This is a genomic window from Nocardioides sp. SRI_004, from assembly GCF_057586415.1.
The window spans coordinates 115,767-140,061 of record NZ_JBYCZV010000011.1 but is presented as its reverse complement, the minus strand read 5'-3'; the positions used below and the strand labels follow the sequence as shown (position 1 = coordinate 140,061).

Below are 24,295 nucleotides of genomic sequence, written 5' to 3'. Positions count from 1 at the left end.
CTGAGAACAAGGAGCACCACGTGACCGCCAACGCCAACGCCGAGCAGGAGATCTGGTTCCTCACCGGCAGCCAGTCGCTCTACGGACCGGAGACCCTGGACCAGGTCGCCGAGCAGTCGCGCGCCATCGCCGACCGGCTCGCCGAGCTGTCGGACCTCCCGGTACGGGTCGTGTGGAAGCCGGTCCTGCTCGACGCGGCCGCGATCCACCGCCAGGTCCTCGAGGCCAACCTCGACCCGGCCTGCGTCGGCCTGATCACCTGGATGCACACCTTCTCGCCGGCGAAGATGTGGATCGCCGGCCTCGACGCCCTCCAGAAGCCGCTGCTGCACCTGCACACGCAGGCCGGCATGGCGCTGCCCTGGTCGACGATCGACATGGACTTCATGAACCTCAACCAGGCCGCCCACGGCGACCGGGAGTTCGGCTACATCCAGTCCCGCCTGGGCGTTCCGCGCAAGACCGTCGCTGGCCACGTCGAGAACCCCGTCGTCCGCCGCCGGATCGAGGAGTGGGCCCGCGCGGCCCGCGGTCGCGCCGAGCTCCGCCAGCTCAAGCTCGCCCGCTTCGGCGACAACATGCGCGACGTCGCCGTCACCGAGGGCGACAAGGTGGAGGCCCAGCTGCGCTTCGGCGTCTCGGTCAACACCTACGGCGTCAACGACCTCGTCGCCGTCGTCGACCAGGTCGCCGACGCCGACATCGACAAGCTCGTCGCCGAGTACGCCGACCTCTACGCCATCGCCCCCGAGCTGCTCCCCGGCGGCGAGCGCCACGAGTCGCTGCGGTACGGCGCCCGGATCGAGGCCGGTCTGCGCACCTTCCTCGAGGGGGGCGGCTTCGGCGCGTTCACCACGAACTTCGAGGACCTCGGCGGGCTGCGGCAGCTGCCCGGCCTGGCCGTGCAGCGGCTGATGGCCGACGGCTACGGCTTCGGCGGCGAGGGCGACTGGAAGACCTCGGTCCTGCTGCGCGCCACGAAGGTGATGGCCGAGGGCCTGCCGGGCGGCACCTCCTTCATGGAGGACTACACGTACCACCTGGTCCCGGGCGAGGAGAAGATCCTCGGCGCGCACATGCTCGAGGTCTGCCCGACCCTCACCGACGACCGCGCGTCGCTGGAGATCCACCCGCTCTCGATCGGCGGTCGGGAGGACCCGGTGCGGCTGCGCTTCACCGCCGACCCCGGCGCCGCCGTCGTCGCCGGCCTCTCCGACCTCGGCGACCGCTTCCGCCTGACGGTCAACGAGGTCGACGTGGTCGAGCCCGACGAGGCGCTGCCGCAGCTGCCGGTGGCCTGCGCGGTCTGGGAGCCCCGGCCCTCGCTCGCCACCTCGGCCGAGGCCTGGCTGATGGCCGGCGCACCGCACCACACGGTGCTGTCGAAGGCGATCGGCGTGGAGGTGCTCGCCGACTTCGCCGAGATGAGCGGGGTCGAGGTCGCGGTGATCGACGCCGACACCACGCCCCGCGCCTTCCAGCGCGAGCTCCGGTGGAGTGCGGCGTACCACCGCCTCGCCGAGGGTCTCTGATCGGTTGATTGGATCGATCCAATAGACTCACCGGGGGTCGCTCAGCCCGCCAGCCGGCGGCCCCCGGTGCATCCACTTCCTTCCCCTCAAGGAGACCTGCCGTGACCGGCCTACTCGACCGCCCCGACCCCGTGATCGACGCCGACGCCGACGGGGCCGCCGAGCGCGTGCCGGCCCTCCCGCGCGGTCGCCGCGCCAAGATCGTCTGCACGCTCGGTCCGGCGACGGCCTCCGAGCGCCGCATCCGCGCGCTCGTCGATGCCGGCATGGACGTCGCCCGGCTCAACATGAGCCACGGCACCCACGCCGACCACTCCGAGGTCTACCGCCGGGTGCGGGAGGCGTCGGAGGCCAGCGGCCACGCGGTCGCGGTGCTCGCCGACCTGCAGGGGCCGAAGATCCGGCTGCGCCGCTTCGCCAGCGCCACCGTGCTGCGCCGGGGCCAGCGCTGGACGATCACCACCCGCGACGTCGACGGCAACGGCGAGATCTGCGCGACGTCGTACGACGGCCTGCCGGGCGACGTGCGCCCGGGCGACCCGATCCTGATCGACGACGGCAAGATCCGGCTGCGGGTGGTGGAGGTCAGCGAGACCGACGTCGTGACCGAGGTGCTCGTCGGCGGACCGGTCAGCGACCACAAGGGCATCAACCTCCCGGGCGTCGCGGTCTCCGTGCCGGCGCTCTCGGCGAAGGACACCGCAGACCTGCGCTTCGCGCTGCGCCTGGGCGTCGACGTGGTCGCGCTGAGCTTCGTGCGCAACGCCTCCGACGCTGCGGACGTGCGGGCGATCATGGCCGAGGAGGGCATCCGTGTCCCGGTGATCGCGAAGATCGAGAAGCCGCAGGCCATCGAGAACCTCGACGAGATCGTGCGCGCCTTCGACGGCGTGATGGTCGCCCGCGGCGACCTCGGCGTCGAGTGCCCGCTCGAGGAGGTGCCCTTCCTGCAGAAGCAGGTCATCGTCGCGGCCCGCCGCAACGCGCGCCCGGTGATCGTCGCGACCCAGATGCTCGAGTCGATGATCACCAACCCGGCGCCGACCCGCGCGGAGACCAGCGACGTCGCCAACGCGGTCCTCGACGGCGCCGACGCGGTGATGCTGTCGGGCGAGACCAGCGTCGGCGCCCACCCGATCACCACCGTCGAGACGATGGCCCGGATCATCGCCTCCACCGAGCGCAGCGCCCTCGACGACCAGCAGTTCGGACGCTTCGACCGGATCGAGTTCGACCCACACACGCGCGGCGGGGTGATCACCAAGGCCGCCGAGGAGGTCGCCGAGCGGACCGGGGCGACGTACGTCGTCGCGTTCACCCAGTCCGGCGACTCGGCCCGTCGCGTGGCCCGCCTGCGCAGCCGGATCCCCGTCCTGGCCTTCACGCCGGACCCGAAGGTGCGCGCCCAGCTCGCGCTCAGCTGGGGCGTCGAGACCTACCTGACCGCGCCGCCCCTCGACACCGACGACATGGTCACCCAGGTCGACCACGAGCTGCTGCGCACCGGCCGGGTGCTCGAGGGCGACCTCGTCGTGATCGTCGCGGGCAGCCCGCCGGGAGTGCCCGGCTCGACCAACGCGCTCTGGATCCACCGGATCGGCCAGCGCTGATCCTCGCCGCGCGGCTGCAGTAACACGCTGTTCGCCGAACTGCTCGGCGAGCTTCAGGGCAGATCGGCGGCATTTCCGGCGTGTCGGCCCTGAGAAGTGCCGGGAAGATCGGCGGACAGCGTGTTACATCCGTACGCCGCCAGCCCGCGACCGCACCGCCCACAGCAGCAGGTCCCGCGCGAGCAGCGCGACCTCCCGGGCGATCACGCCGTCGCCTCGGTGAGCTCGGTGTGCTCCGCGTCGGTCAGCAGCCGCGAGCGGATGAGGAAGCGCACGCCGTGCGGCGCCTCGAGCGAGAAGCCGGCGCCGCGTCCCTTGACGACGTCGATCGTCAGGTGCGTGTGCGACCAGTACTCGAACTGCGCCTTCGACATCCACACCGGGACCGCCCGGTCCAGGCCGACGTCGAGGTCGCCGAGGTGGATGTCGGCGCCACCGAGCAGGAAGTCGCCGTCCGGGTAGCACATGGGCGCCGACCCGTCGCAGCACCCGCCGGACTGGTGGAACATCACCGGCCCGTGCGCCTCGGTGAGGCTGCGGATCAGCTCCGCCGCCGGTTCGGTGACATCGACCCTGCTGGGCACGGATCCTCCTGGATGGTGGTGTCGGTGGTGCAGTGGTCCCCGGTGCGGGGGACGTCATACGTCCCCCGCACCAGGTGGCTGCCGTCGGCTCAGAAGAAGCCGAGGGCGTCGGGGCTGTACGACACCAGCAGGTTCTTCGTCTGCTGGTAGTGGTCGAGCATCATCTTGTGGTTCTCGCGGCCGATGCCCGACTGCTTGTAGCCGCCGAACGCGGCGTGGGCGGGGTAGGCGTGGTAGTTGTTCGTCCACACGCGGCCGGCCTTGATCTCCTTGCCCGCGCGGAAGGCCTGGGCCCCGTCGCGCGACCAGACACCGGCGCCGAGGCCGTAGAGGGTGTCGTTGGCGATCTTGAGGGCGTCCGCCTCGTCGTCGAAGCCGGTCAGCGAGACGACCGGGCCGAAGATCTCCTCCTGGAAGATCCGCATCGAGTTGTCGCCCTCGAAGATGGTCGGCGTGACGTAGTAGCCCTCGGCGAGGTCGCCCTCGAGCACGTTGCGCTCGCCACCGGTGAGGAGCTTCGCGCCCTCCTCCTTGCCGATCTCGATGTAGGACAGGATCTTCTCGAGCTGGTCGTTCGAGGCCTGGGCGCCGATCATCGTGGTGTCGTCGAGCGGGTTGCCCTGCTTGATCTTCTCGACCCGCGCGACGGCGTCGTGCACGAAGTCGGAGTAGATGCTGCGCTGCACGAGGGCGCGCGAGGGGCAGGTGCAGACCTCGCCCTGGTTGAGGGCGAACATCGCGAAGCCCTCGAGCGACTTGTCGTAGAAGGCGTCGCGCTCGTTGGCCACGGACTCGAAGAAGATGTTCGGGCTCTTGCCGCCGAGCTCCAGGGTCACCGGGATGATGTTCTGGCTGGCGTACTGCATGATCAGCCGGCCGGTCGTGGTCTCACCCGTGAAGGCGACCTTCGCCACGCGCGACGAGGAGGCCAGCGGCTTGCCGGCCTCGACGCCGAAGCCGTTGACGACGTTGACGACGCCGGCCGGCAGCAGGTCGCCGATCAGCTCGATCAGCTTGAGGATCGACCACGGGGTCTGCTCCGCAGGCTTGAGTACGACGGCATTGCCGGCCGCCAGCGCGGGGGCGAGCTTCCACACGGCCATCAGGATGGGGAAGTTCCACGGGATGATCTGGCCGACGACGCCCAGCGGCTCGTGGAAGTGGTAGGCGATCAGGTTCTCGTCGATCTCGCCGATCGAGCCCTCCTGGGCGCGCAGCGCGCCGGCGAAGTAGCGGAAGTGGTCGATCGCGAGCGGGATGTCGGCGGCGAGGGTCTCGCGGACCGGCTTGCCGTTCTCCCAGGTCTCGGCGACCGCGATGGAGGCGAGGTTGGCCTCCATCACGTCGGCGATCTTCAGCAGGATGTTGGCCCGCTCCGTCGTGGAGGTCTTCCCCCACGACGGAGCGGCAGCGTGGGCGGCGTCGAGGGCGGCCTCGATGTCCTCCTCCGTGCCGCGGGCGATCTCCGTGAACGGCTTGCCGTTGACCGGCGAGATGTTCTCGAAGTAGGCGCCCTTGATCGGGTCGACCCACTGGCCACCGATGTAGTGGCCGTAGCGGCTCGCGACGGAGACGAGGGAGTCGGGCTGTCCGGGTGCTGCGTAGACGGTCATGGTTGCTCCAGAGCGGTGTCGGGATCGTCGGTGTGACGGCGATCACGACGGTAGGAGCCGCAACGTTGCAGATCCGTTGCCGCAGGAGCGGCTACGCCAATTCCCTGTCCAGACGGGCGATCTGGCCGTCGACAAGCGCGCGCATCGGCGAGCTGGCCGGTACGACGGCCGCCTGGGCCAGCCACATGTCGTAGTCGTCGCGCCCCCAGCCCGACCGGGTCCACGCCGACATCAGCTCGGGCGCGCGGGAGCGCAGCAGGGCCTGGCGCAGGGACGCGGCCAGCGCCTCGCGGAGCCGGACGACGCCGGGCGCGGTCGAGCGCGGGAGCACCGGGCCGCCGTACCCCTTCATCGCGGAGCGCAGGTCGCCCGCCGCCAGCTGGGCCTCGACGGCGAGCCAGTCGCCGGTGACCGGGGCGGTGAGCCGGTAGGGGCGCGAGGCGAGGAGCTCCTCGCCGAGCAGCCCGCGCAGCCGGTTGAGCTCGGCGCGCAGCGTGGAGGTGCCGCCGTCCTCCTCGTAGAGCATCACGGCGAGCTCGTCGCCGGTGAGGCCGCCGGGGGAGGAGGCGAGGAGGGCCACGATCTCGCTGTGGCGGCGCGACAGGCGCAGCCGGGTCAGCTTGCCCCGGCCGTCGTCGACCGTCACCAGCGCCTCGTTGTGGCCGAGCAGCTCGAGCAGGAGCCGCAGTCCCGTGGGGCGGTCCGCGACCGGCGGGGGCGGCAGGTGCCGGGCGAGCTCGGCCTCCGCGAGGCGGGCGGCCGCGCGCACCATCGCCATCGTCTGGGGGACGACGATCTCGTCGCCTCCGGTCACGTCGAGGACGCCGAGCACCTGGCTGGTGCCCGGGTCGTGGATCGGGGTCGCGGCGCAGCTCCACGACCGCACCGAGGAGCGGAAGTGCTCGTCGCGGGTGATGAACGCGTCGCGGCCGGTGGCGAGGGCGAGCCCCGGCGCGTTGGTGCCCGCCAGCCGCTCGTCCCAGTTGCTGCCCTCGACGAAGCCGATCCGCTCGGCGTGGCGGAGCCGGTCCGTCGTACCGCAGACCCACAGGAGGGTGCCCTCGGCGTCGGCGAGGGCCATCACGGCGCCGCAGTCGCGGACCTCGCGGCCGAGGACGTCGTCGAGGAGCGGGAAGACGCGCGCGAGCGGGTGGGCCTCGCGCTGACCGCGCAGGTCCGGGACGTCGAGGGTCACCGGGGCCTCGGCCTGGCCGACGTCGACGCCGGCCGCGGCCGAGCGCTCCCAGGAGGCAGCGACCTCCGCCCGCATGCCCTGCGGTGCGGGCTCCTGCGTCATGAGTCCAGTAGACAACCTTCGTCCCCCGTGTGACCAGCGTCTCTCGTTCCGATCGACGATGCCGACGCAACGTTGCATCGACGTTGCAACGTCCGGACGAGGTTTTTCCGGGGTGGATGTATCAGGGCGGGCTGCCGGCGCCTCCGAGGGGCTGAAGGTTTCCGTTCCCCCAAAGGAGATTCACCATGAGCATCACCCAGTCCGGTCGGTCCGCCGCCCGCCTGTCGCCCCTCGCCCTCGCCTTCCTGGTCGTCGCGCTGCTGCTCGGCACCACCGGCGGCGCCGTCGCCGGTGCGCTGATCACCGGCGCCCAGATCAAGGACGGCACCGTGACCGGTGTCGACATCAAGAACGGGAGCCTGACGGCGACCGACATCAACGACGAGCCCCGTGTCTACGGCGCCAGCCTGGGCTACGGCTCGAGCGGCTGGATCGACGACTTCACCGCGAACTCGTTCACGCCGATCGTGAGCAAGAGCTTCACCGTCCCGCGCGCGGGCTACGTGTTCGTCACCGCCAACCTGTACGTCGAGGCAGACGCCTCGCTCGGCTCGGACGGCTACCTGCCCTTCGCGATCCGGGTCGACGGCAACACGGTCACCAGCCACACGGTGCTCGACACCAGCAGCACCAACTTCTCCGAGCACGGCTCGACCAGCATCGTGCTCCCCGTGACCGCCGGTACCCACACGGTCTCGCTCGTGGCGCGTGACGACGCCAGCGGCACGTTCATCCGCGAGCGCTCGGTCAACGTGGTCTGGTCGCCGACCGGCTCGAAGAGCGGCTCGGCGTTCACGCCGCGCACCGGTCACCCGCGGATCGCCAACCGCTGATCCACGCTGATCACACTGATCCACGCCGAGACGGGCGGGGGTGCCGGAGACGGCGCCCCCGCTTCGTCGTACCCGATCGGCGGCGTCGGTAAAGAATGTCCCGTTTGCCTGCACGGCTGAGACCCCGGTGCCAGCGTCGGATTGCTCCGCAGGCTCCCTGCGGGACGCTCCCATCCCCCCAAGGAGATCCGTCATGCGCAATTCCGGGATCGGTCGGTCAGCCGGCCGCCTCTCACCCCTCGCCCTCGCCCTGCTCGTCGTCGCCCTGCTGCTGGGTACGACGGGCGGCGCGGTCGCGGGCGCGCTCATCACCGGCGCGCAGATCAAGAACGGCACCGTCACCGGAGCCGACATCAAGGACGCCAGCCTGACCCACGTCGACATCGCCGACGAGCCCCGGGCGTGGGGCGCGATGAAGAACACCACGACGAACGACTTCACCACCGCTGCCTGGACGCCCGTCGTGTCGAAGTCGCTCTCCCTGGCCAGGGCCGGCTACCTCACGGTCACGGCCAGCCTCTACGCCGAGGACGACGCCACCCTCACCGGTGTCGGCTACCTGAACTACGCCCTGCGGATCGACGGCAAGGTGGTCGATGCCTACAAGGCGCTGGACTTCCAGGCCGACGGCGGCCCCGGCCAGTCGGGCTCGACCACGCTGGTCGTGCCGGCGGCCAAGGGCAGCCACACCGTGCAGCTCGTGGTGTCCGAGGACGGCAGCGGCTCCTTCCTGTACGGCGGCGAGATCAGCGCCGTCTACACGCCCACCGGCAGCGCGAGCGGGCTCGACTTCGCGAGCCGGCCGACCCACGGGCGCGTCAACCACTGAGGTGAGCGCCCCCGGAGCTGACGGGCGGGTGGATTTCCGGCCTCCCGTCACCCTCCGGTAACCTTCCCGGCGGTGGCGTGTCCGAGCGGCCTAAGGAGAACGCCTCGAAAGCGTTTGTGGGCGCAAGTCCACCGAGGGTTCAAATCCCTCCGCCACCGCCAGCCAGACCGGACCGGGTCCCGCAAGGGGCCCGGTCCGATCTGCATTTCGCTGCACTCCGCGCGGCGATCGCTGTCAACCGGCAGCCGGGGACGGGCGTCGTACGTCCGAAGGAGGTGCGGATGACCAGGCGCCCGACACGCATCACCCGCCGCCGGCTGCTGTGGGGAGGTACGACGGCCCTCGCCGCCGGCGGTGCCGCCCTGGCCGGCGTGGAGCTGGAGGTGCTCCCCGGCAAGGCCTCGCTCTACCACCACCTGGGCCACGACGGCGCCGACGGCGTGGCGCCCGACGTGGCGCCCGGCCGGCTCGACTTCGCGTCCTTCCGCTCCCGGGCGCGCGGCAGGGACGTCGGCTGGGCGCTCGCGCGTCCGCCGGGTCCTACCGCCACGACGGCGCTGCCGGTCGTCGTCGCCCTGCACGGAAGGGGGCAGAGCCACACCAGCGCCTTCCGCCGCGACCGGCTCGCGCTCGACCGCTTCCTCGCGGACGCGGTCGCCCGCGGCGTACCGCCCTTCGCCATCGCGAGCATCGACGGCGACGAGACCTACTGGCACGACCGCGCGGACGGTGACCGGGCGCAGGCGATGGTCCTCGACGAGCTGCTGCCGCGCCTCGCCGAGGCCGGCCTCGACACCGGCCGGATCGGCTTCGTCGGGTGGTCGATGGGCGGCTTCGGCGCCCTCCACCTCGGGTCGGTCCTCGGTCCCGACCGGGTCGCGGCCGTCGCTGCGCTGTCGCCCGCGCTGTGGCACGACTACGACGACACGGCACCCGGTGCGTACGACGACGCCGCCGACTTCGAGCGGGTCACCGTGATGGGCCGCCAGCGGGAGCTGGACGGGATCGCGGTGCGGGTCGACTGCGGCAAGGGCGATCCGTTCTACGCCACGAGCCGCGACTACGTCGAGGGGTTCGCCGACCCGCCCGCGGGCGGGTTCCAGCTGGGCGACCACGACAGCGGCTACTGGCGGCGGATGGCACCGCGGGTGCTGGCCTTCCTCGGCGGCGCGCTCGCCTCCTGAGCCGGATCGTCGGGCCCCTCGCCGATCCGCCGCATCACGGGGGTCGCCAGGACGCCGTGCAGCACCACGGACGTCGTGATCGTGAAGGCGACCGTGGACCACATCCAGTCCGTGGCGAGTCCCGGCGCCTCACCGGTCGCGTAGGCGAGGTAGTAGACCGAGCCGATGCCCCGGATCCCGAAGAACGCGACCGCGGCGCGCTGGGCCGCGCTCATCCCGCTGCGCGAGCCCAGCAGGGCGATCCAGCCGGACAGCGGCCGGACCACCACCAGCAGGCCGAGGCCGATCACCACGCTGCGCCAGTCGAGGTCGTCCATCAGGCCGCGGCTCAGCGCGATGCCCAGGGCGAGCAGGAGGCCGAGCGTGAGCAGCCGCTCCAGCCGCTCGGTGACCTCGTGCATGGCCGCGTGGTAGTCGTGGGCGCGCTCGGCGGAGCGGAAGGTCATCGCGCACGCGAAGACGCTGAGGAACCCGTAGCCGCCGCAGACCTCCGTCAGCCCGTACGCCGTGACCAGCGCGGCGATCGCGGTCAGCGACTCGCCCCGCTCCGCCACCCGGAGCGACCGGCTCGCCGAGCGGAACGCGACCCGCGCGAGGAGGCGGCCGACCCCGATGCCGATGCCGACGCCGAGGACGACCTTGCCGACGGCGTACCAGCCGAGCCAGCCGAGCCAGCCGGACCAGTCCACGCCGTCCGAGGTCGAGATGACGCCGGTGCTGATCAGGACGGCGGCGTACACGAAGGGGAAGGCGAGGCCGTCGTTGAGGCCCGCCTCGCTGGTCAGGGTGAAGCGCAGCTCGTCGGGCTCGTCGACCTCGTGGCTGCCGGTGCTGGGCCCGGCCACCTGGACGTCCGAGGCGAGGACGGGATCGGTGGGCGCGAGGGCGGCCGCCAGCAGCAGGGCGGCGGCCAGTCCCAGGCCGGCCAGCATCCCGATGGCGGTGACCATCAGGATCGACAGGGGCATCGCGATGCCGAGCATGCGCCACGTCGAGCCCCACGACCGCCAGGACCGGGCGCTCCTCATCGCCAGTGGCCGGTCGAGGGCCAGGCCGACCCCCATCAGGGCGACGATGACGACGAGCTCGGTGACGTGCTCGATGAGCGCCCGGTTCTCCGTCGGCTCGACGGGAAGGCCGTCGGGCAGGGGCGAGAGGCCGATGACGACGCCCACCGCGACGAGCACCATCGGGGCCGAGATGGCCCACCGGTCGAGCAGCACGGGCAGGACGATCGCCAGCAGGAGGCTTCCGCCCGCGACGAGATAGGCCAGGTCAGCCGTCACACCGTCTCCCTCCGCCGTCCGGCAGGCGGAGCAGTACCCGGGATGCCGCGGGGTACCGGGGTGTCAGCGGGCGGCCGGGGCCTCCGGGCCGAGGCACACCGCCACCAGCTCGCCGGCGATCTTGCCGCTGAAGACGTCCCAGCCGCGGTCGAAGGAGACCAGCTCGGTGTCGCCCTCGGGCGTACGGACGATCGCCTTGCTCGGGATCACGTCGCGGTCGAAGCCGGTGAACGAGCAGCGGTTGGCCTGCATCATGTCGTCGAGCGGACCCGACGACATGCCGATCCGCTCGGCGGGCGTGGTCGGTGCCGGCTCGGTCACCACGCCGAGGGCGCCGAAGCCGACGAGGAGCGTGAGTCCGGCCACCGTGGTCGCCGTACGCACCGAGTGGACGGCGACGCGCAGCCAGGCAGTCGGGGCAGCAGCATCGGACATCGCTTCCCCCTGGTCTGCTGTCGTCGTCGTGGTTGTCCCCGTTGTCGAACTCAACGACCCGGACGGGTCGGGGTCACGACCCTCGGATGTGATCTGGGACAGGACCGAACCATCCCGGCTGCTGCGCGCCGGGATGCACGCGACGCCGGCCTCGTCCGGGCCTGTCCCGACGGCCGGCTGACCGCGGCGTCGCTCCAGCAGGCAGGATGGCCCCATGACCTGGTTCGACTCACCGGCCGACGTGGCCACCCGGCTCGAGGGCGCGGGCTACCTCGCCGACGCGGCGACCGCGACCACCACCTTCCTCGCCGGCGCGCTCGAGAAGCCGCTGCTGCTGGAGGGCCCGGCGGGTGTCGGCAAGACCGAGCTGGCGAAGGCCGTCTCGCGTGCGACCGGGGCCGAGCTGGTCCGCCTGCAGTGCTACGAGGGGCTCGACGAGGCGCGCGCGCTCTACGAGTGGAACTACAAGAAGCAGCTGCTGCGCATCCAGGCCGCCAACGCCGCCAGCAGCAGCGGGCAGGACTGGAGCTCCACGCACGACGACATCTTCACCGAGGAGTTCCTGCTCACCCGGCCGCTGCTGACGGCGATCCGGCGCGAGGAGCAGACCGTGCTGCTGATCGACGAGGTCGACAAGACCGACATCGAGGTCGAGGGCCTCCTGCTCGAGGTCCTCAGCGACTTCCAGGTGACCATCCCCGAGCTCGGGACCGTGGCGGCGACGCGGCGGCCGTACGTCGTCCTGACGTCCAACGCGAGCCGCGAGCTCTCGGAGGCCGTGAAGCGCCGCTGCCTCTACCTGCACATCGACTACCCCGACGCCGAGCGCGAGCGGCACATCCTGCAGCAGCAGGTGCCCGGCCTCGACGACCGGATCGCCCAGCAGGTCGTCGAGACGGTCGCCCGGATGCGGGAGCTGGAGCTGAAGAAGGCGCCGTCGATCGCCGAGTCGGTCGACTGGGCGCGGACCCTGATCGCCCTGGAGATCCGCGACCTCGACGAGGCCGCGATCGCGCAGACCCTCGGTGCGGTGCTCAAGCACCAGTCCGACCACGAGCGCGCCGCGAAGGAGCTCAAGCTCAACCGGGCTTGATTTCGGCCATGTCTCCCATCCTCTGGCGGCGCCCTGTCCGCCCAGCACGCACGCTGGCGGCGTTGCCGGCGCTCGACGTGCGCCCAGCATGCCTGCACGCCGGCGCCTTGCCATCGCACGCGCTGGACGAGCAGGGCATCCACCGAAGGACGGGAGACATGACCGCACCATGAACGCCGACCGCTCCGGGCTCCTCGACCGCCACCTCGCCTTCGTCGAGGCGCTGCGCGGCGCCGGCCTGTCCGTGTCCCTCGCGGAGGACCTCGACGCGGTCGCCGCCCTGTCCGCGCTGAAGTGGAGCGACCGGGCCACCGTGCGGGACGCGTTCGCCGCGACGATGGTGAAGAAGCAGGCGCAGCGTACGACCTTCGACGCGCTCTTCGACGTCTACTTCCCGGCCATGGTGGGCAACGGCGCGGCCGCGGCTGCGGCCGGCGAGGAGGCGGCGGAGGGCGGCGCGCAGGGCGGCCCGGTCAAGGACAACGCCGCGGCGCTCGGCGACTTCCGCGACCGGCTCGCCGAGATGCTCGAGGCCGGGATGATCGACGAGAGCCAGCTGCGGCAGATGGCGGCCGAGATGGTCGGCACCTTCGGCGCGATGCCCGGTCGCGGGCCGGGACTCTCGTCGTGGTCGGCCTACACCGCCCTCCAGCGGGTCGCGCCGCAGGAGCTGGTCGACCGGCTGGTGCAGGGCCTGATGACCGACGCCGTCGGCGAGGAGGAGGCGCGACGCCGCGCCAACCGCCGCATCGGGCAGTTCACCGCGATGGTCGAGGACGACGCCCGGCGCCGGATCGCGGAGGAGAAGGGCCCCGACCACGTCGCCGACGTGGCCATCCGGCCCAGCATCGACAAGCTCGCGTTCATGGCGGCCCGCCGCACCGACCTGGAGGAGATGCGCAAGGAGATCTTCCCCCTCGCGCGCCGCCTCGCGACCCGCCTCGCGAAGGAGCAGCACTCGCGGCACGCCCGCACGGCGCCGCTCGACTTCCGTCGTACCGTCCGGGCGTCGATCGCCACCGGCGGCGTGCCCATCACCACCCACCACCGCCCCAAGCGACCCCACCGCACCGACCTGGTCGTGCTCTGCGACGTGAGCGGCTCGGTGGCGAACTTCGCGCAGTTCACGCTGCTCTTCGTCTTCGCGCTGCGCGAGGTCTTCCAGAGCATGCGGGCCTTCACCTTCATCGACCACGTGCACGAGGTCACCGGCCACTTCCGCCTCGGCGCCGACCCCGTCGACGTGCTGGCCGACCTTTCGGCGTCGGCGTCGCACGCGGCGCTGTGGGGGCGCACCAACTACGGCCGCGCGTTCACGAAGTTCGAGGAGAACCACGCCGACGCGCTCACCCCGAAGACGACCCTGCTGATCCTCGGCGATGCCCGCTCCAACTACAGCGACCTCCACGAGGACGCGCTGCGCCGACTGACCGGCGCGGTGAAGCGGTCGTTCTGGCTCAACCCCGAGCACGAGCGCAACTGGGGGACCGGTGACTCGGCCGCACCGACCTACAGCGAGATCGTGCCGATGATCGAGTGCCGGAACCTCGCGCAGCTGCAGGAGTTCGTGCACGACCTGGCGTGGTAGGGCGGGAAATGAGTTTCACCGGCCGACCGGTGAAACTCACGCTTGGACGATGAAACTTCGTCGTCCAAGCGTGAGTTCCGTCGTCCAAGTACGGGAGAATCACCGGCCGGCCGGTGAAACTCCCACCCTCAGGCAGTGAACTCCAGCGCCTTGTCCTCCACCGGCTTCCGGAACACCAGGATGTCCTTGAAGTAGTTCATCTTCAGCCGCCACGGGAACTCCGAGCCCTGCTTCGGCAGCGAGTCGATCGACCGCATCACGTAGCCGGCCTCGAAGTCGAGGAACGGCTCCTCGGTCACCGAGGGGTCGCGCCGGGGTACGACGGTCCGGGTGCCGGTCTCGTCCATGCGCTGGATCAGCTTGACGACGTACTCGCACACCAGGTCGGCCTTCAGCGTCCAGGACGCGTTGGTGTAGCCGATGATGAACGCGAAGTTCGGGATGTCGCTGAGCATCAGGCCCTTGTAGGCCATGGTGTCGGCGGGCTTGACCACCTGGCCGTCGACGCCGAGGGTGGCGCCGCCGAAGATCTGCAGGTTGAGTCCGGTGGCGGTGATGATGATGTCGGCCTCGAGCTCCTGGCCGGACTTCAGCAGGATGCCCTTGGGCGTGAACCGGTCGATGTGGTCGGTCACGATGTCGACGCTGTGCTGGCGCAGGGCCTTGAACAGGTCGCCACCGGGCACGGCGCACAGGCGCTGGTCCCACGGGTCGTACGGCGGCTTGAAGTGCTCGTCGAAGCTGACGTCGTCGGGCAGCTGGCGCTCGAGCAGCTTGCGCAGCAGGGCGCGCGACTCCTTCGGCCGGGCCTGGCAGAACTCGTAGAACGCGATCCGGCTGGTCAGGTAGCGGGTGCGCACCAGCTTCTGCGCGAGCTTGTCGGGCAGGCGCTTGTACATCTCGGCCGACACCTTGTCGTACGTCGGCTGGCTGATGATGTACGTCGGCGTCCGCTGCAGCATCGTGACGTGGCCGGCGCCGGAGTTGGCCAGCGCCGGGATCAGCGTGACGGCGGTGGCGCCGGAGCCGATCACGACGACCCGCTTGTCCTGGTAGTCGAGGTCCTCGGGCCAGTGCTGGGGGTGGATCAGCTGGCCCTCGTAGTCGTCGACGCCCGCGAACTCGGGCGTGAAGCCCTCGTCGTAGCGGTAGTAGCCGGAGGTCGACCACAGGAAGCTCGAGGTCAGCTGGATGGTCTCGCCGGTGTCGGTCCGCTCGACCGTGACGGTCCAGCGGGCGTCCTCGGTGGAGAACTCCGCGTGCACCAGCTTGTGGTGGTAGCGGATGTGCTGGTCGATGCCGTTCTCGGCGGCGGCTTCCTTCAGGTAGGCGAGGATGTCCGGTCCGTCGACGATCGCCTTGGTGCCCTTCCACGGCTTCCAGCCGAAGCCGAGGGTGTGCATGTCGGAGTCCGAGCGGATGCCGGGGTAGCGGAACAGGTCCCAGGTGCCGCCGAGCGAGTCGCGCATCTCCAGGACGGCGTACGACTTGCCGGGCAGCCCGTGGGTCACGTGGTAGGCCGCATCGATGCCCGAGAGGCCGGCGCCGACGATGAGGACGTCGACGTGCTCGGCGGAGGCAGACGGTTCGGTCATGGTGCTTCCTTCAGGTTGAGGAGCTGCTCGACGGGGACGTCGGGCACCTCGATGTTGCGGCTGGACACGAGTCCCTCGATCTGCAGCCAGGTCACCTCGGCCAGCAGGTCGGTGAAGGCGGGGGCGGCGGGGCGGAGCTCCTCGCGCGAGCTCCAGTTGCGCACGGCGGCCATCACGCCCCCGACGAGCAGGAAGACCCACGGGGTCAGGGCGTCGCGGTCGTCCTCGCTGACGTCGGCGTCGAGGAGCGCGAGGATGCCGCCGATCAGGATCTCGATCTGCTCGGCGAACTGGCCGATGGCGTCGTCGAGCGGGCGCTCGGTCGTGCCGTTGACCTGGCGCTCGGCGAAGCGCATCAGCGCGATGTTCTCGGTGCCCCAGTCGACGTACGCGCCGATGACGCGGTGGACGATCTCCTGGATGGTCCCCTCGAGGGTGATCGTCGACAGCAGCACCTCGCCCGCGCGCAGGCAGATCTCGCGCTGGATGGCGAGGTCGAGGTCGACCCGGTCCTCGAAGTAGCGGTAGAGCACGGTGCGGTGCACGGACGCCTCGTCGGCGATCTGCTGGACGCTGATCTCGTCGCCCGGCGCCAGGTCGCGGTTGAGGACGACGATGGCAGCGTCGATGACGGCCTGGCGGCGCGCTGCGTTGTGCTCCTGCCAGCGCCGCTTGCGGCCGTCGGTGTTGTCGCGCTTCGCCGTCCCCATGGCGACACCCCCTCGGATGCTCACGGTGTGAGCGACACCGTACGCCGAAGGATCCCACGCCGGCGTACGACGGGCGGCACGGCAGCGATCGCGCGCTGCGCGTCGGGGTCGGTGATCTTGGCGCGGGGGCGACCCAGGGCGGCGCCCTGCTCGCGCTCGGCGGCGTCGATCCGCTGCCAGCCGCCGAGGTCGGTCGACTCGGGCAGTCGATCGCGGACCAGCGCCGCGGCCGAGGCCAGCGTGCCGGCCGGCTCGGGCAGCCCGGCGTCGAGGTCGTCGAGGATGGTCTCGACGGTCTCCTGGGCATCGGTCTTGTTGGTGCCGATGAAGCCGACCGGGCCGCGCTTGATCCAGCCGACGACGTACACGCCCGGCTCGACGCGGCCCTGGTGGTTCGGGACCGTCGCGGTGCGCTCGTCGAACGGCAGGTCGGCGACGGGCAGGCCGCGGTGGCCGACGGAGCGGACGACGAGGCCGGCGTCGAGGTCGAAGGTGTCGTCCGTCGCCTCGGCCCTGACGGCGCCGTCGTCGCCCACGACCAGACGGTTGCGTGCGACGCGGACGCCGGTGACGCGGCCGTCCTCGCCGAGCAGCTCGACGGGGGAGACCGCGAACGACAGCACGATGCGGCGCCTCGTCGACGCGGGGTCGACCGTCCGGGCGGCGAGGTCGCGCAGCAGCTGGCTGCGCTGGTCCTCGCCGTCGAGCAGCGCCGGGTCGCAGTCGACGACGACGTCGACGTCGTCGAGGGCGGCCAGGCCGATGAGCTCGGGGACCGTGAACGCGGCCTGGGCGGGTCCGCGGCGCCCGAGCACGACGACCTCGCGGACGCCGCTGTCGCGGAGCCGTTCGAGCGCGGCCGGGGCGAGGTCGGTCCGCTCGAGCACCTCGACCGGCCGGGTCAGGATCCGCGCGACGTCGAGGGCCACGTTGCCGTTGCCGACGACGACCGCCCGGCCCGAGGAGTTGGACGCGGCCGCCAGGGGCACGTCGAGGTCCTGCTGGTCGGGGTGGCCGTTGTACCAGCCGACGAGCGCCGTCGCCGGGACCGAGCCCGCGAGGTCCTCGCCGGGGATGCCCAGCGCCCGGTCGGCGGAGGCGCCGACGGCGTACACGACGGCGTGGTAGGTGCCTCGCAGGTCGGCGAGCGTCAGCTCGTCGCCGACCGGGGCGCCGAGGAAGTAGCGGAACCGCGGCTGCCGCTCGATCGCCTCGAACAGCCGGGTGACCAGCTTGGTCGACGCGTGGTCCGGCGCGACGCCGTGCCGGACCAGCCCGTACGGCGTCCGGAGCCGGTCGTAGACGTCGACGCCCTCGACCTCGGGGTGCTTGAGCAGCTCGTCGGCGGTGTAGAGGCCGGCCGGGCCGGCGCCGATGACGGCCACCCGGAAGGGGCCCGTCCGGGTGAGCCGGCGCTGCTGCGGCACGAGCGCGACCGGCGTCCGGTCGGCGTGCGGGAAGGCGTCGTAGTAGGCGGCGTTGAGGTCGATGAACGGCAGCTGCTTCGTGGTCAACGCGGCGTCGGGGACCATCGCGCCCACGGGGCAGGCGGTCGCGCAGGCGCCGCAGCCGACGCAGGCGGTCGCGTCGACGTACACCATCTCGGTGGTGCCGAAGCCCGGCTCACCGGGGGCGGGGTGGATGCAGTTGACCGGGCAGGCGACGACGCACGAGGCGTCGGCGCAGCACGACTGCGTGACGACATAGGCCATGGCAGCTGGTGATCGGAGTCGGCGCGGTCGTCAGACCGCGGCGGACTTCGGCTCGCTGCGGAAGCGCGACGACGGGCCGTCGATGCCCAGCGCCTTCCAGACCTGGCGGGAGACCTTGTTCATCAGGCCCAGCTCGTCGGCGAGCATGCGCACGTCGCCGAAGGTGTCGCGCAGCAGCTTGGAGGACTTGTCGGACTTCCAGTAGACCTCGCGCATGACCGACCTCGGGATGCCCAGGTCCTTCTGCATCTGGCGGCTCGGCTTCATGATCACGTCGCAGAGCGTGCGCATGATGATCGGGTAGGCCAGCGACAGGCCGAAGCGCTGCAGCTTCCCGTAGTCCTTCGAGCGCTCGACGAGGTAGGAGTGGGCGAAGCCGATGTGGCGCGCCTCCTCGGCGACGTGGATCTGCATGACCCGCTCGATGATCGGGTGCATCTCGTGACCCGAGCGGAGCACGGACTTCTGCAGGTAGTCGATCGGCTCCTCGCCCGCGAGGATGCCGAAGAAGAAGATGTTGGGGAGCGGGCCGCCGGCCAGGCACAGGAAGGGCGCGATCTTCACGAACCACTTCGGCCCGCCCTGGACGTCGACGCCGATCCGGTTCACACCCTCCTGGAACATCTGGGTGTGGTGGCACTCCTCGGTCACCTCGTGCGTGGAGTAGCGGAACTCCGCACGGTTGTTGGGCATCGCGATGAGGTGGCTCATGATGCCGCCGATCAGCACCTGCTCGAACTGCAGGCCGACCTTCATGATGTTCGCGAGGCGGTACTGGCCGATCTCGATCTGGCGCTCGAGCGGGAGCGACTTGTACCAGTCCGTGCCGCCGAGCGAGTCGATCTCCGGGAGCACCCAGCGCGGGTCGTTCGGGACGACCTCGAACTCCGGGCTGTCCCACGCGATGTCGAGGAATGCGTCGAAGTGCTGGTGCACCGAGGCCTCGGAGAGCACCTTGAGCGTCTCCTGGTAGCTGAGGCCCTCGGTCACCGGGAGGGTGTCAGGGGCGATCTCGGCGGTGCGGTCAGCGGTGGCGGTCATCGTTCCTCGATCCGTTTCATCGTCGAAAGCGGGAGCATGCACTCTGTTAGCGCAACAACATGTTGCATACATTGACCCCGGGTTTGTCAAGGAACTGGTTTCCTTTTTGAGTACTTCCACCCGGGTGGGCAGCGGGCGGAGTGACGAGGATCGCTCCCATGCCCACCGCCACGAGCCCGTCCCGCCTGCTCCCGACCGTCGCCTCCCTCGCCGACCAGACCCCCGTCGAGCGCAACCGGGTCGTCGACCTGCTCCGAGCCACCGCGATCCTCGTCGTCGTCCTCGGCCACTGGCTGATGGCCGCCGTGTACGTCGACCGCGACGGCGGCCTGCACCGCGGCGACCTGCTCGACCTCGCCGGCTGGACCCACCCGCTGACCTGGGTGCTGCAGGTGATGCCGGTCTTCTTCCTCGTCGGCGGCTACTCCAACGCGCTGTCGTGGCGCTCGGCCCGGCGTCGCGACGAGGGGTACGGCGCCTGGCTGCGCTCACGGCTGCGCCGGCTCGTGCTTCCGGTGCTCCCGCTGATGCTCTTCTGGGCGGTCGTCGCCCCGTCCGCGCACGCCGCCGGCGTCGACGCCGACCTGCTCCGGATCGCCAGCCGCGCCTCGCTCGTGCCCACGTGGTTCATGGCCGCCTACGTGGTGGTCGTCGCCGTCGCACCGCTCACGCTCCTCGCCTGGGAGCGCCTCGGCTGGTGGTCGATCGGCGGCGGCCTCGCCCTCGGCGGCCTCATCGACCTCGTCAGCGTCAGCCAGGACCTCGTCGCCGTCGGCTTCCTCAACTACGTCGTGGTGTGGAGCACCGTCCACATGCTCGGCTACGCCTGGCTCGACGGACAGCTGGCCTCGCCCGCCCGCCGGATCGCCCTCGTCGCCGTCGGCTTCGGCGTGCTCTACGTGCTCACCGTCCAGGGTCCGTACGCCGTCTCCATGGTCGGCCTGTCGACCGGTGAGATCGACAACGCCTACCCGACCCGCGTCACCCAGGGCTTCCTCGGACTGCTGCAGGCCGGGGTCGTGCTGACCCTGGAGCCGATCCTGCGCCGCCTCGTGGCCCGCCGCCGTGTGTGGGTGCTGACGGTGCTGGTCAACGCCCGGATCATGAGCATCTACCTGTGGCACCTCACGATGCTCGGCGTGCTGGTCGGCGGCTCGATGCTGCTCGACGGGTTCGGCCTGCACCGCCTGCCCGACACCGCCGGCTGGTGGGCGACCCGGCCGCTCTACTTCGCGACCCTCGCCGTCCTCACCGCCGGTGCGGTCGCGCTCGTCGGGCGCTTCGAGACCCCGGCCCCCGACCCGCGGCCCGCTCCCTCAGCGCTCCGGCCCGTGCTCGCCGTCGTCGGCACCTGCGCCGGCCTCGGGACGCTGGCCTCGATGGGGATCGCCCGCGACGGGGAGATCCTCTGGTACCTCCCGCTGGTGCCGATCGCCGCGTGCGTCCTCGGCGGTGTCCTGCGGCTGCCGTCTCAGGCCGGGGGTCGCAGATAGCCCAGCTCGCGCCAGCGGGCCAGCGACGCCACCAGGTCCGGGTGGTCGGCGCGGTCCGCTGCCCGCCCGCCCGCGACGAGGGGCGGGACGTCGGGGTCCGACCCGGCGTCGTACACGACGGTGACGCGGTTGGCCGTGGCGGCGTTGATCAGCGAGCCGAGGAGCGCGACGGGGTCGCTGCGGTCCTCGAGCGAGAGCACCTGGACGTCGGCCGGGAGCGCGGGCAGCTGGGCGGCCGGCGCGCTGGCGGTGACGACCTGGTCGACGACGAAGCCCGGCAGGTCGGTGCGGGTCGCGATCTCGATCGCCGCCGCGCCGCCGCTGCCACGCCCCACGAGCATCACCCGCGTCTGGCCGTCGCTGTCGGCCGACGCAGCCGCCAGGGCGCGGACGACGGCCTCGGCGTGACCGGAGGCGTCGCCCGACACCAGGCGCAGCCGGCCGGCGCTACGGGCCGGGGCGGCAGCGCCGGAGAGGAACGCGAGGAGGCGGTCCGGGCCGACCCGCAGGATCCGGACCGGGAGGCTGTCGTCGCCGTCGGCCAGCAGGGCCATCAGGTCGCCCAGGCCGGTCGGGGCGGCGTCCTCGTCGCTGAGCCCGGCCGTGGCCGGCGCAGGGGCTTCGGCGGCGTCCGGCAGGTCGACGGCGACATCGCGCAGGGCGGAGCCCCAGTCGTCGCCGATCGGAGCGATGCCCGAGGCGCGCAGCCCGCCGGCCCGAGCGGCCCGGCCGCCCTCGCCGGACAGGACGCCGGCGGTCAGCAGCCCTCGCATCTGGAGGCTGTCGAGTAGGCCGCCACCGGTGGTGACGTGCTCCATCAGCTCGGGGTTCGCCTCGGCGAGCTCGTTGAGATAGGTCGCGACGCCGTCGCGGTCGAGCGAGTCGGTCTCGATGAGGCCGGCGGCCACGATCGCTCCGCCCAGGCTGACCTGCGGGGCGAGGTAGCCGATCGCCTTGCCCGCGATCGAGCCGAGGGTCTGGTACGCCGCTGCCTGCAGCTCGTCGATCCAGCGGTAGGTCAGCACGGTCGCACGCAGCACGAGGGCGTCGGCGTCGAGCTCGATGGAGCGGCTGAGCAGGCCGTCCTTGCCGGTGGTCGCGGCGCGGAGCTCCTCCTCGGCGGTCGCCCAGGTCGTCTTCGACAGCTCGGCGGAGGCGGTGACCTCGGGCTCGGAGAGCACGTCGCGGCCTAGCTTGGCCCACTCCCGCATCTGGGCGCCGGCGTCGTCGAAGACGTCGGCGAGGCGCAGCATCTGGTCGTACTTGTCGGCCAGGTCGGCCGCCTGGACCGGCGTCAGCGGCTGCTCCTCGACGGGGGTCTGGTCGACGGAGGTGGTCTCGGGCCGGTTCATCGGGCTCCCTCCAGGACCGGGGCCACGACCTTGGCGAGGTCGGCCGGCTCCACCGAGCGCACCTCGAGCCGGGGCACGCCGTCGAGCTGGTGCGGACGCAGCGCCCGCCAGCCGTCGGCGAGGAGCGTCCAGGACACGACCCCGACGGTGTCGACGGCATCGCCCGACACGTCGGCGACGAGCGCCCGCAGGCGCCCCTGGGCCTCGCCGGCGAGGGACGTCAGCAGCCGGGCGACGGCGTCGTCGGGCAGCACCCCGTCGGGACCGAGCACGGCCCCGGAGTGGCGCGCTGCCAGGACCGGCAGGAGGTCGCCCCGGCCCACCCGGGTGGCCTCGGCGGCGGCGTCGGCGAGCTCGAACGGCAGGTCGACGTACGACGGGACGGTGGACGCGCCGAGTTCGACGTCCTCGCTCACGGCGGCGGCCCGGGCGAGCTCGCCGGCCCACGCGTCGATGCCGAACCAGCCGAGCTCGAAGACGATGCCGTCGACCGTGGCGAGCGACGCCACCGCGGAGCGGTCCTGGCGGTGCCAGACCTTCGCCTGCACCCCCGCCATCCGCAGGTCGATGTCGACCGCCGTCCGCGGCGCGGCGAGGAGGCCGATCGCACCGGCGAGCCCCGGGTCGAGGACGCCGTCGGTGAGCAGACCGCGGCGGGTGAGGGCGTCGCCGGGGTCGTGGAGGGCGGCGACGACGGCGCGGTAGGACTGGTCGTCGGTCGTCGTGGGGCTGCTGCCCAGGCGGGACTGCATCGCGTCGGCGGCCACCGGCTCCGCGACGTCGAAGGGCAGCGGCGCGTCACCGGCCAGGGCGGCCGCGTGCTGGAGCTCCCTGAGGGTCACGCCGATGCGGCGGGGCGCTGCGTCGAGCGGCTGCGCAGGCCGGTTGTCGTCCAGCGTCGCGACGGTCGTCAGGTCGATGGTCGGCACGGGCGTCAGTGCTCCAGTCCGGGGAGGTCGACGGAGAGCCAGTCGCGGTGGCCGGGCGGTGGGGCCACGAAGGCGGCGAGCGCCTCGTCGTGGGGGTCCGGGGTGATCTGCGGGCCGTCGGAGCGTTCGTTGCGGGCGGCGATCGCGTCGATGCGCGCCTGCGCGTCGGCGACCTTCGCCGAGACGCGGGCCTCGATGGCCGCGATCTCCTCCGCGGTGGTGTCGACCGCCTCGGCGTGGTCGGCCAGCGCGTCGGCGGCCGAGACGTGACGGTCCGCGGCGATGCGCAGGTGGCGGGCACGCTCGGTGACGCGCTCGCGCATCGCCTCGGCGGCGCGTCCGCTCCAGCCGAGCCCGTCGACGCGGGCCACCAGCTCGTCCGCGAGCGCCCGCACGTCCGCGCCCTGGTCGCGCAGCGCGGAGACGCGACGCCTGATCAGCTCGGTGTCGCCGTACATGAGTCGCGCCCTTCCCCCGAAAACTGTGGCGCAAACCTCTCGTTTGCGCAGCGGACCAGGAGCCAGAGTGCCATGATCGCCGGGAACCTTCTCAGCCGGAGTGAGCGATGTCGGACGCAGGCCAACCCCCGCCGTACCCAGGACAGGGCCGTCCGGCCGGTCCGGGCTTCGACCCGTCCTCGGCGCCGACCCAGGTCGGACCGCCTGCCGCCCCGCCGGCCGGTGCCGTCCCGCCACCGCCCGTCGTACCCCCGCCGCTCGCGCCGCCGCCCTACGGCCAGCAGCCCTGGGGGCCGCCTCCGCCGCGGCGCGGGGGAAGCCGGGTCGGCCTCGTCGTCGGGCTGGTGGTCCTCGTGCTGCTGCTCGCCGCGGGCGGTGGGGTCGCGGCCTTCCTCCTGCTGCGCGACGACGACTCCGGCGACACGACGTCGTCGAGCAGTGACGATCCGTCCGACGAGCAGTCGGACGAGCCGTCGGACGAGCCCACGCCGACGACCCTCGACCCGGTCACCGTCGAGAGCGACCTGGTCGCCGTCTCGGAGGAGGTGTTCCCCTCGTCCGCCGAGACCGGGACGGTGAGCGCGCTCAGCTGGAGCACGGCACCCGACAACCTCGACGGCGACCAGCGCCGGGAGCTCACCGGCGCCGCCCGCGCCGGCGCGACCGAGTGGCAGGTGGTCAGCCACACGGGGATGCACACCTACTCCCTCTACGTCGAGCACATCGCCACCGACTACGCCGCCGCTCGCGGCGAGGTCGGGTGCGATCCGACCGTGGAGGGGTCCTTCTGCGAGGTGCACACCACCCCCGCGGGAGCCACGGCCTACGAGTCGGTCTACACCTACGACGGCGGGGGCGGGCACTACGTGTGGATCCCCGGGGACGCCGCGTCGGGGCGTCCCGAGGTCACCGTCAGCGAGTCCGTCGGGGAGCTGGAGGGCGAGCCGGGCGACGAGGAGCTCATCGGCCTGACGGACATCTCCGTCGAGTCCATGCTGGCGGCGCTGGACGACCCGCGGCTGCTGGTGCTGCCGCCTGAGGTGCTCCCGCCGCTGCCGAGCTTCGCCGCCTGCGTCTACACGTCCTCGCCGCCGAGCACCTGCCCGGCAGGCCTGGAGTAG

21 protein-coding genes and 1 tRNA gene are annotated in these 24,295 nt (G+C 71.9%); 10 read left to right on the top strand and 12 right to left on the bottom strand.

Going from position 1 to position 24,295, the window contains the following annotated elements:
* Nucleotides 1-20 precede the first annotated feature (20 nt).
* Nucleotides 21-1,532: an L-arabinose isomerase gene (gene araA, locus AC2YHB_RS16530; protein ID WP_487354290.1), complete on the top strand. Its 1,512-nt coding sequence runs from the start codon at nucleotides 21-23 to the stop codon at nucleotides 1,530-1,532.
* A gap of 167 nt (nucleotides 1,533-1,699) precedes the next feature.
* Nucleotides 1,700-3,142, top strand: a complete 1,443-nt coding sequence (gene pyk / locus AC2YHB_RS16525) for a pyruvate kinase (RefSeq protein ID WP_179652061.1) — start codon at nucleotides 1,700-1,702, stop codon at nucleotides 3,140-3,142.
* 203 nt (nucleotides 3,143-3,345) lie between these two features.
* On the opposite strand, the gene AC2YHB_RS16520 is transcribed toward pyk, so the two are convergent.
* The 3 genes from AC2YHB_RS16520 to AC2YHB_RS16510 form a co-directional block, all read right to left on the bottom strand.
* Nucleotides 3,346-3,726, bottom strand: a complete 381-nt coding sequence (locus AC2YHB_RS16520) for a DUF779 domain-containing protein (protein WP_179648250.1) — start codon at nucleotides 3,724-3,726, stop codon at nucleotides 3,346-3,348.
* Between the two features lie 89 nt (nucleotides 3,727-3,815).
* Nucleotides 3,816-5,339: an acetaldehyde dehydrogenase ExaC gene (exaC, locus tag AC2YHB_RS16515; RefSeq protein ID WP_179648249.1), complete on the bottom strand. Its 1,524-nt coding sequence runs from the start codon at nucleotides 5,337-5,339 to the stop codon at nucleotides 3,816-3,818.
* Between the two features lie 91 nt (nucleotides 5,340-5,430).
* Nucleotides 5,431-6,636 carry a GAF domain-containing protein gene (locus AC2YHB_RS16510; RefSeq protein WP_179648248.1) on the bottom strand — a complete coding sequence of 402 codons (1,206 nt, stop codon included), beginning with the start codon at nucleotides 6,634-6,636 and terminating at the stop codon, nucleotides 5,431-5,433.
* Nucleotides 6,637-6,821: 185 nt separating this feature from the next.
* Here AC2YHB_RS16510 and AC2YHB_RS16505 point away from each other — a divergent pair, with 185 nt between their 5' ends.
* The 4 genes from AC2YHB_RS16505 (at nucleotide 6,822) to AC2YHB_RS16490 (ending at nucleotide 9,482) form a co-directional block, all read left to right on the top strand.
* Nucleotides 6,822-7,469 carry a hypothetical protein gene (locus AC2YHB_RS16505; RefSeq protein ID WP_036549019.1) on the top strand — a complete coding sequence of 216 codons (648 nt, stop codon included), beginning with the start codon at nucleotides 6,822-6,824 and terminating at the stop codon, nucleotides 7,467-7,469.
* A 193-nt stretch (nucleotides 7,470-7,662) separates the two neighbouring features.
* Complete coding sequence (locus AC2YHB_RS16500; protein ID WP_179648247.1) at nucleotides 7,663-8,298, top strand: hypothetical protein; 636 nt, start codon at nucleotides 7,663-7,665, stop codon at nucleotides 8,296-8,298.
* 71 nt (nucleotides 8,299-8,369) lie between these two features.
* Nucleotides 8,370-8,459 (top strand) — tRNA-Ser (locus AC2YHB_RS16495).
* A gap of 120 nt (nucleotides 8,460-8,579) precedes the next feature.
* Nucleotides 8,580-9,482, top strand: coding sequence for an alpha/beta hydrolase (locus AC2YHB_RS16490; RefSeq protein WP_179648246.1), 903 nt, complete (start codon nucleotides 8,580-8,582; stop codon nucleotides 9,480-9,482).
* On the opposite strand, the gene AC2YHB_RS16485 is transcribed toward AC2YHB_RS16490, so the two are convergent.
* Together AC2YHB_RS16485 and AC2YHB_RS16480 are read right to left on the bottom strand one after the other, a co-directional pair.
* Nucleotides 9,422-10,768: a cation:proton antiporter gene (locus AC2YHB_RS16485; protein WP_179648245.1), complete on the bottom strand. Its 1,347-nt coding sequence runs from the start codon at nucleotides 10,766-10,768 to the stop codon at nucleotides 9,422-9,424. The genes AC2YHB_RS16490 and AC2YHB_RS16485 overlap by 61 nt on opposite strands.
* Nucleotides 10,769-10,831: 63 nt before the next feature.
* On the bottom strand, nucleotides 10,832-11,203 hold the full coding sequence (locus AC2YHB_RS16480; protein ID WP_179648244.1) for a hypothetical protein: 372 nt from the start codon (nucleotides 11,201-11,203) through the stop codon (nucleotides 10,832-10,834).
* A gap of 214 nt (nucleotides 11,204-11,417) precedes the next feature.
* On the opposite strand from AC2YHB_RS16480, the gene AC2YHB_RS16475 reads away from it, so the two are divergent.
* On the top strand, nucleotides 11,418-12,296 hold the full coding sequence (locus AC2YHB_RS16475; protein ID WP_036549013.1) for an AAA family ATPase: 879 nt from the start codon (nucleotides 11,418-11,420) through the stop codon (nucleotides 12,294-12,296).
* A 169-nt stretch (nucleotides 12,297-12,465) separates the two neighbouring features.
* Nucleotides 12,466-13,884 (top strand): vWA domain-containing protein, encoded by a 1,419-nt coding sequence (locus tag AC2YHB_RS16470; protein WP_179648243.1) that lies wholly within the window; start codon nucleotides 12,466-12,468, stop codon nucleotides 13,882-13,884.
* A gap of 128 nt (nucleotides 13,885-14,012) precedes the next feature.
* On the opposite strand, the gene AC2YHB_RS16465 is transcribed toward AC2YHB_RS16470, so the two are convergent.
* Genes AC2YHB_RS16465 through AC2YHB_RS16450 form a run of 4 tightly spaced genes read right to left on the bottom strand, consistent with a single transcriptional unit; the run spans nucleotide 14,013 to nucleotide 18,942 of the window.
* The gene (locus AC2YHB_RS16465) at nucleotides 14,013-15,479 is read right to left on the bottom strand and encodes a flavin-containing monooxygenase (RefSeq protein ID WP_036549007.1); all 1,467 of its coding nucleotides are present in this window, start codon (nucleotides 15,477-15,479) and stop codon (nucleotides 14,013-14,015) included.
* On the bottom strand, nucleotides 15,476-16,189 hold the full coding sequence (locus AC2YHB_RS16460; RefSeq protein ID WP_036549005.1) for a TetR/AcrR family transcriptional regulator: 714 nt from the start codon (nucleotides 16,187-16,189) through the stop codon (nucleotides 15,476-15,478). The genes AC2YHB_RS16465 and AC2YHB_RS16460 overlap by 4 nt, the downstream gene beginning before the upstream one ends.
* 20 nt (nucleotides 16,190-16,209) lie before the next feature.
* A complete protein-coding gene (locus AC2YHB_RS16455; protein ID WP_179648241.1) occupies nucleotides 16,210-17,901 on the bottom strand; it encodes an FAD-dependent oxidoreductase in 1,692 nt (563 codons plus the stop codon).
* 30 nt (nucleotides 17,902-17,931) lie between these two features.
* Complete coding sequence (locus AC2YHB_RS16450; RefSeq protein WP_179648240.1) at nucleotides 17,932-18,942, bottom strand: AurF N-oxygenase family protein; 1,011 nt, start codon at nucleotides 18,940-18,942, stop codon at nucleotides 17,932-17,934.
* A gap of 158 nt (nucleotides 18,943-19,100) precedes the next feature.
* Here AC2YHB_RS16450 and AC2YHB_RS16445 point away from each other — a divergent pair, with 158 nt between their 5' ends.
* Nucleotides 19,101-20,435, top strand: a complete 1,335-nt coding sequence (locus AC2YHB_RS16445; RefSeq protein ID WP_179648239.1) for an acyltransferase family protein — start codon at nucleotides 19,101-19,103, stop codon at nucleotides 20,433-20,435.
* Here the strand turns inward: AC2YHB_RS16445 and AC2YHB_RS16440 are convergent.
* The 3 genes from AC2YHB_RS16440 to AC2YHB_RS16430 are packed head-to-tail and all read right to left on the bottom strand — an operon-like array spanning nucleotide 20,414 to nucleotide 23,174.
* The gene (locus AC2YHB_RS16440) at nucleotides 20,414-21,787 is read right to left on the bottom strand and encodes a hypothetical protein (RefSeq protein WP_179648238.1); all 1,374 of its coding nucleotides are present in this window, start codon (nucleotides 21,785-21,787) and stop codon (nucleotides 20,414-20,416) included. The genes AC2YHB_RS16445 and AC2YHB_RS16440 overlap by 22 nt on opposite strands.
* Complete coding sequence (locus AC2YHB_RS16435) at nucleotides 21,784-22,716, bottom strand: hypothetical protein (protein ID WP_179648237.1); 933 nt, start codon at nucleotides 22,714-22,716, stop codon at nucleotides 21,784-21,786. Before AC2YHB_RS16435 ends, AC2YHB_RS16440 begins: the two co-directional genes overlap by 4 nt.
* A 5-nt stretch (nucleotides 22,717-22,721) precedes the next feature.
* On the bottom strand, nucleotides 22,722-23,174 hold the full coding sequence (locus AC2YHB_RS16430) for a putative T7SS-secreted protein (RefSeq protein WP_179648236.1): 453 nt from the start codon (nucleotides 23,172-23,174) through the stop codon (nucleotides 22,722-22,724).
* 107 nt (nucleotides 23,175-23,281) lie between these two features.
* On the opposite strand from AC2YHB_RS16430, the gene AC2YHB_RS16425 reads away from it, so the two are divergent.
* Nucleotides 23,282-24,295, top strand: coding sequence for a hypothetical protein (locus AC2YHB_RS16425; RefSeq protein WP_179648235.1), 1,014 nt, complete (start codon nucleotides 23,282-23,284; stop codon nucleotides 24,293-24,295).

Coding starts and splice junctions, on each gene's coding strand:
- AC2YHB_RS16510 (WP_179648248.1), bottom strand. CDS start 6,636: ATGACGCAGGAGCCCGCACCGCAGGGCATGCGGGCGGAGGTCGCTGCC.
- AC2YHB_RS16500 (WP_179648247.1), top strand. CDS start 7,663: ATGCGCAATTCCGGGATCGGTCGGTCAGCCGGCCGCCTCTCACCCCTC.
- AC2YHB_RS16445 (WP_179648239.1), top strand. CDS start 19,101: ATGCCCACCGCCACGAGCCCGTCCCGCCTGCTCCCGACCGTCGCCTCC.
- AC2YHB_RS16465 (WP_036549007.1), bottom strand. CDS start 15,479: ATGACCGAACCGTCTGCCTCCGCCGAGCACGTCGACGTCCTCATCGTC.
- AC2YHB_RS16460 (WP_036549005.1), bottom strand. CDS start 16,189: ATGGGGACGGCGAAGCGCGACAACACCGACGGCCGCAAGCGGCGCTGG.
- AC2YHB_RS16450 (WP_179648240.1), bottom strand. CDS start 18,942: ATGACCGCCACCGCTGACCGCACCGCCGAGATCGCCCCTGACACCCTC.
- AC2YHB_RS16490 (WP_179648246.1), top strand. CDS start 8,580: ATGACCAGGCGCCCGACACGCATCACCCGCCGCCGGCTGCTGTGGGGA.
- AC2YHB_RS16475 (WP_036549013.1), top strand. CDS start 11,418: ATGACCTGGTTCGACTCACCGGCCGACGTGGCCACCCGGCTCGAGGGC.
- AC2YHB_RS16440 (WP_179648238.1), bottom strand. CDS start 21,787: ATGAACCGGCCCGAGACCACCTCCGTCGACCAGACCCCCGTCGAGGAG.
- AC2YHB_RS16430 (WP_179648236.1), bottom strand. CDS start 23,174: ATGTACGGCGACACCGAGCTGATCAGGCGTCGCGTCTCCGCGCTGCGC.
- AC2YHB_RS16480 (WP_179648244.1), bottom strand. CDS start 11,203: ATGTCCGATGCTGCTGCCCCGACTGCCTGGCTGCGCGTCGCCGTCCAC.
- AC2YHB_RS16455 (WP_179648241.1), bottom strand. CDS start 17,901: ATGGCCTATGTCGTCACGCAGTCGTGCTGCGCCGACGCCTCGTGCGTC.
- AC2YHB_RS16470 (WP_179648243.1), top strand. CDS start 12,466: ATGAACGCCGACCGCTCCGGGCTCCTCGACCGCCACCTCGCCTTCGTC.
- AC2YHB_RS16505 (WP_036549019.1), top strand. CDS start 6,822: ATGAGCATCACCCAGTCCGGTCGGTCCGCCGCCCGCCTGTCGCCCCTC.
- exaC (WP_179648249.1), bottom strand. CDS start 5,339: ATGACCGTCTACGCAGCACCCGGACAGCCCGACTCCCTCGTCTCCGTC.
- AC2YHB_RS16425 (WP_179648235.1), top strand. CDS start 23,282: ATGTCGGACGCAGGCCAACCCCCGCCGTACCCAGGACAGGGCCGTCCG.